Annotated in this window: 6 protein-coding genes and 1 pseudogene; 2 read left to right on the top strand and 5 right to left on the bottom strand. The window is 55.1% G+C overall.

The features are described 5' to 3' along the window. Window positions 1–707: pseudogene (locus tag ACK4S7_RS11195) on the bottom strand (RNA polymerase sigma-54 factor); the annotation flags it as partial. Between the two features lie 29 nt (window positions 708–736). Continuing rightward, window positions 737–1,507: an LPS export ABC transporter ATP-binding protein gene (lptB, locus tag ACK4S7_RS11200; protein ID WP_409646822.1), complete on the bottom strand. Its 771-nt coding sequence runs from the start codon at window positions 1,505–1,507 to the stop codon at window positions 737–739. 85 nt (window positions 1,508–1,592) lie between these two features. On the opposite strand from lptB, the gene ACK4S7_RS11205 reads away from it, so the two are divergent. After that, on the top strand, window positions 1,593–1,781 hold the full coding sequence (locus tag ACK4S7_RS11205) for a hypothetical protein (protein WP_409646824.1): 189 nt from the start codon (window positions 1,593–1,595) through the stop codon (window positions 1,779–1,781). Window positions 1,782–1,828: 47 nt separating this feature from the next. Further along, a complete protein-coding gene (locus ACK4S7_RS11210) occupies window positions 1,829–2,842 on the top strand; it encodes an acyltransferase family protein (protein ID WP_409646825.1) in 1,014 nt (337 codons plus the stop codon). Between the two features lie 40 nt (window positions 2,843–2,882). Here the strand turns inward: ACK4S7_RS11210 and ACK4S7_RS11215 are convergent, their stop codons facing one another. The 3 genes from ACK4S7_RS11215 to ACK4S7_RS11225 are packed head-to-tail and all read right to left on the bottom strand — an operon-like array spanning window position 2,883 to window position 4,696. Beyond that, a complete protein-coding gene (locus tag ACK4S7_RS11215) occupies window positions 2,883–3,431 on the bottom strand; it encodes an LptA/OstA family protein (protein WP_409646826.1) in 549 nt (182 codons plus the stop codon). Continuing rightward, window positions 3,418–4,053, bottom strand: a complete 636-nt coding sequence (locus ACK4S7_RS11220) for an LPS export ABC transporter periplasmic protein LptC (protein WP_409646827.1) — start codon at window positions 4,051–4,053, stop codon at window positions 3,418–3,420. Before ACK4S7_RS11220 ends, ACK4S7_RS11215 begins: the two co-directional genes overlap by 14 nt. A 25-nt stretch (window positions 4,054–4,078) precedes the next feature. Further along, window positions 4,079–4,696, bottom strand: coding sequence for a ribonuclease D (locus tag ACK4S7_RS11225; RefSeq protein ID WP_409646840.1), 618 nt, complete (start codon window positions 4,694–4,696; stop codon window positions 4,079–4,081). Window positions 4,697–4,954: the final 258 nt, after the last annotated feature.

The following is a 4,954-nucleotide window of genomic DNA, read 5'->3' on the forward strand; positions in this document are numbered from 1 at the left end:
GCCATGCAAGGATCGTAGCGGTCCGCTTCCTTGGCCTGCAGCGCAAGGCATTCGGACAGGTTGCGTGCGCCAACGCCGGTGGGGTCAAACCGCTGCAATTCGGCCAGCGCGGCCTCCATTTCCGCCATTGGCACGCCAAGCCGGTGCGCCATCGCCAGCAAATCCTCGCCAATATAGCCAGTCGGTTCAATGTGTTCGATTATCTGCTGCACCAGAAACAGTTGGCGTCCAGACAGGCATGAACCGGCCTGCGCCATCAAATGCTCACGCAAGGTGACATCGCGCGCGGCAAAGCTATCAAAATCCGGCCCGTCACCATCAATGCTGCCGGACATTGCGCTGCCCGAAAGTCCAAGCATCCCGTCCGCGCCGCCGACACTGTCAGACACCGAGTCGTGATGGAATGTTTCGGCGGTGAAATCGACATCAAGCGCTTCCGAAGCTGCATGGCTGTCATTGCCAAGCACGTCGTCGCTGGTGCGCTCGCCATTATCTGCGCTCGCCATTTGCGGATAGTCTTCGGAACCCGAGTCCGCCGCAGCCTCGCCGCTGGCTGCGTCAAGCACGGGATTGCGTTCAATCTCTTCTGCAATAAACGCTTCGATTTCAAGCGACGACAGCGCCAGCAGCTTGATCGCCTGCTGTAGCTGTGGCGTCATGACCAGCGACTGGCTTTGGCGAAGGTCGAGGCGCGGAGCTAATGCCATGACGTTATTGTCTCGTCATTGCCCCCGCATCACATCGCAAAACTCTCGCCCAGATACAGGCGACGCACGTTGGGATCGGCAACCAACGCCTCCGGCGATCCGGCGAACAGGACTTGACCACCGTAAATGATGCAGGCCCGGTCAACTATATCAAGCGTTTCGCGGACATTATGATCAGTGATCAGGACGCCAATACCGCGTGTCTTTAGTTCCTTTACCAGATCACGGATGTCCGAAATAGAAATCGGGTCAATGCCGGCAAAAGGCTCGTCGAGAAGCATGATCGAAGGGTTCGCGGCCAGTGCGCGCGCAATTTCGCACCGTCGCCGTTCGCCGCCTGACAAGGCCATGGCTGGTGCGCTGCGCAAACGGGTGAGACCGAATTCATCCAGCAGCTTTTCCAGCCGCTCCCCGCGAGATCCTGCATCGGGCTCGGACATTTCCAGAACCGCGCTAATATTCTGTTCAACGGTCATGCCGCGAAAAATGGAGGTTTCCTGTGGCAAATAGCCAAGTCCCAATATCGCGCGGCGATACATCGGCAAATTGGTGATATCAGCGCCGTCCAGTGTAATCCGGCCGCTATCGGGCTTTACCAGACCCATGATTGAGTAAAAGCATGTGGTCTTGCCAGCGCCATTTGGGCCGAGCAGGCCCACAACCTCGCCCTTGGCAACTGACAGCGAAACATCAGTCAGAACGGCGCGCTTGTCGTAACTTTTGGCGATGGAAACGACGCCCAAACCTGATTGCAGGCCGTTATCCGTGGTCGCGTCCACAGCAGGGAAGGTGGCAGTCATGCTATCCATTTTCAGTATTCGCCCGCGGTCATGCTGTTGTTCTCCACGTGACAGCTAATGACTAGTGATGCCTTTTGCAATTGGCATGGTTCATGCTGTGTCGATTTTAGGACTGTCGCGGGTGTGTGTTGCAAATGTCGCGGAGCGGAGGATCATGGGCGATACGGTCAGCACGAACGCCAAGCGAAAACTGACTTTCATCAAAACCGTGTCGCCCGATGAACAAAACCCGATGAATGTGGTTTACAGCGCTGAGGGGACACCTGGAAAGTAAATCAGGTTCAGCATGAATATACTAACATTTTGTGTCGGGCTGCCGTTTTGGGCGATACGCTGACACACCCATCAGAGGGTACGGGCAAGCAAAGTTCCAGCCGCGTACAATGGATCGACGCTGCAAAAGGGGTCGGGATCATATTGGTGGTCATCGGTCACACTCTGCGAGGGCTGGAGACATCCCAAATCATCAGTTTTGCAGGCGACTTCGGCCAAGCTGACGCTGCGATTTATGCGTTTCACATGCCCTTGATGTTCTTAATGTCGGGGATGTTTATTCACAAAGCCCTTCCGCAGGACTGGCTGAGATATACGCTAAAGCACGCACAGCGATTGATCTGGCCTCTGATTTTGTGGACCTATATTTTCTTTTTCTGTAAAGTTTTGGCAGGTGGCGCGGCTAACACCCCGATGGGTTGGCAGAACTTTCCTGTGTTCCCCTTGCCGCCCCGGGAACATTTCTGGTTTTTATGGGCGCTATTCCTCGGCTTCCTCATTATTAAAGGCATATATACGCTAAGCTTGGCGCTCAGGTTTCGGTCCGTCCCATGGCCTTTGGTAACTGTCATTGCCCTCCTGATGCTGGTCCTTTGGCTAAATTCCGGATTACACTCCCCCTGGACTCAGCAAGCCTTGGTATATTTGCCTTACATTCTTGTAGGAATGTCGGTTCGGCACTGGCTGTTTGCTGCCCCGCTTTATGTGCTGTTCGGCAGCTTCGCGGTCGCCGTAATCACGCTTTTTACGCCATGGGGCAGCGTTGATGCATTATATGATTTTGGAATCGCAGTGAGTATCAGCTTGGCCATTGTTGCTATGCTCGCGTTGCTCTCGAACCTTGTATCATTTGGGTGGCTTGTGTTGATCGGGCAGGCGTCAATGGCGATATATTTATCGCATACAATAGTCTCGGCCCTGTTCAGGGCGATGCTGACAACTTTCGACGTCCGGGACGCTATGGTGCATATCCTTGTTGGCGTTGCGTCGGGGTTGATTGTGCCTTTAATCGCCTTTGTGTCGATCAGGAATGAGCGGGCACTCAAAATCATCGGCTGGTAAGACCACTGTATCCCTTGGCTGTCAGAGCCGGGCCGGGAATCTAATTCTTCCGCTGCGGAACGCTGAAGGTGCCAGTGACACGGCCGCCGGAGTTAGTAGTTCCGGGGGCACCACCGCCATTAATTGTCGATCGGCCAGAGTTGAGATCGATGACAAGCCGTCCACCAGTCAGACGGTTGCGGCCTTGCACGAGGTTTACATTACCGATCAGCGTAATCAGGCTCGAGTCGAGATCATAAATGGCCGAGCTGCTCGTCGCGCGCAGGTCGTCTTTGGTGATGGTAACGCCGCCGGTTGCATCCAGGCGGTTCACATCAATGCCACTATTGCTGGAATAAGCGGCCGTAACGCGGTTCGCTTTAAGCGTAAGCCCGGCCTGTATTGCGGTTACGCCGCCCGAAAGTACAACGCGATCCGCCCTGTCCTGCAGCTCCATGGAGGCTGCAGAGAAATCGACTGGCGCATTGCTATTGTGGTTCCGAATGCTTTGCGCTGTTGAAGCAGATGACAGCATGGCCATGCTGCCAATCGCAGCACACAGGCCAAAAGAGAAAGAGCGGATGGTCATGGACGGCTCACTTAATCGCATTCTGGTCGATACGCAAACGAACGCCGCCATCCAACCGCACGATTCTTGAATCCAGATCAGCGCGCAGACGTCCGGCACGGAAGGTGCCGACCTTTGTCCGTCCGCTTACGGGTCCGAAGCTTTGCATGGAACGGTCCTTCAGCGACAACTCAACATTGCTCGCGACCATGTCGTAGCCAGTCGATTCGACAGCAAGGGGGCCATTTACGCGCATCGTTTCCTTGTTCATGTCATAAACACCGCGTTGCGCAATGATGGAGGCTGGGCCGTCATTAAGTGTGATGCGCCCGGACAGGGACGTCATGTCCAACACGGGTTCAGCCGAAGTTTTCTGCACAGCGCTGCCTGCACGTAAGGAAAAAGGACGGCCCTTGCTATCATCGCCGCGGTACAGTGCCTCAACGACGCGTAGCCGCTCGCGCGACAGGTTAACTTCGTCCTTGTTCAGGACAAAGCTTAATTCCTGCTTGCCGGTAAAGGGGCTGAACGCCAGCAATGCGACAAGTAAACCGATGACGCTCGGCAGGACGACCCGAAGCGTTCGGATCAGCCGGTCGTGTCGCCCGCCAGGCATTGCCCAGCGTTGTCTTTGCGTGCGTTCGAGATCGGCTTGTACTGACATAATAATTGCCTAACCAGAACGAACCTTAACTGTGCCCGAATATGTCAATTTCTGGCCAACCCGCAAGATCAAGGTCTGCGCGATGTGGCAGAAAGTCAAAACATGCCTGCGCCAGCTTAGTGCGGCCTTCGCGTTCAAGACGAATGACGAATTCGGCGTGCAAGCGGTGGAGATAACGCACGTCACTTGCGGCGTATTCCTTTTGCGCCTCGGAAAGTACAGGGCCACCCCAGTCGCTCGACTGCTGCTGTTTGGAAATGTCAGTTGCCAGCATCTCCTTGACCAGTTCTTTAAGGCCGTGCCGGTCAGTGTAGGTTCTGGTCAGCCGCGACGCGATTTTTGTGCAGAACAGCGGCGTCGCGACGACGTTGAGATAATGTGAGATCGCGGCGAGATCGAATCGCGCAAAATGAAATAGCTTCAGCCGTGCAGGATCGGCGAGTATGGCGCGCAGATTGGGCGCGCTATAGTCACTATCCCGGCCAAAGCGGATGAGATGTTCATCACCGCGGCCATCGGAAATCTGCAGCAGGCAAAGCCTGTCGCGCGGGGTAATCAATCCCATGGTTTCCGTGTCAACGGCCACGGGTCCCTCGGCCAATACGCCAGCGGGAAGGTCTTCTTCATGCAAATATACGCTCATCCACGCCCCTTGCCCGACAGTGCTGCCCAAGGCAAATGAAAGTGCAGCTATGGCACCGCGATTTCCCGTTACAATATTTGCTATCGCGTCACCTTTTAATGCGATATAGCTAATGCTTGCGTAATCAGGACCGATTGCGCTTGTGACGTGCAGTACAGTCGCCCAAGACTGCATAACATAGTGGTTCAGGGCGATGAGAAGGCAAGTAAGAAGTTATGGGTTTTGATCGCAAGCGTGCTGGCAAGGGCCGGGACAAAA

Origin of the sequence: Sphingorhabdus sp., from assembly GCF_046292425.1 — a bacterium.
Classification (GTDB): domain Bacteria; phylum Pseudomonadota; class Alphaproteobacteria; order Sphingomonadales; family Sphingomonadaceae; genus Sphingorhabdus_B.

What these genes read in the sequence shown, in the direction of transcription:
- lptB (WP_409646822.1), bottom strand. Translation starts at nt 1,507, where the DNA reads ATGACTGCCACCTTCCCTGCTGTGGACGCGACCACGGATAACGGCCTG.
- ACK4S7_RS11205 (WP_409646824.1), top strand. Translation starts at nt 1,593, where the DNA reads ATGGTTCATGCTGTGTCGATTTTAGGACTGTCGCGGGTGTGTGTTGCA.
- ACK4S7_RS11215 (WP_409646826.1), bottom strand. Translation starts at nt 3,431, where the DNA reads ATGCGATTAAGTGAGCCGTCCATGACCATCCGCTCTTTCTCTTTTGGC.
- ACK4S7_RS11220 (WP_409646827.1), bottom strand. Translation starts at nt 4,053, where the DNA reads ATGTCAGTACAAGCCGATCTCGAACGCACGCAAAGACAACGCTGGGCA.
- ACK4S7_RS11225 (WP_409646840.1), bottom strand. Translation starts at nt 4,696, where the DNA reads ATGAGCGTATATTTGCATGAAGAAGACCTTCCCGCTGGCGTATTGGCC.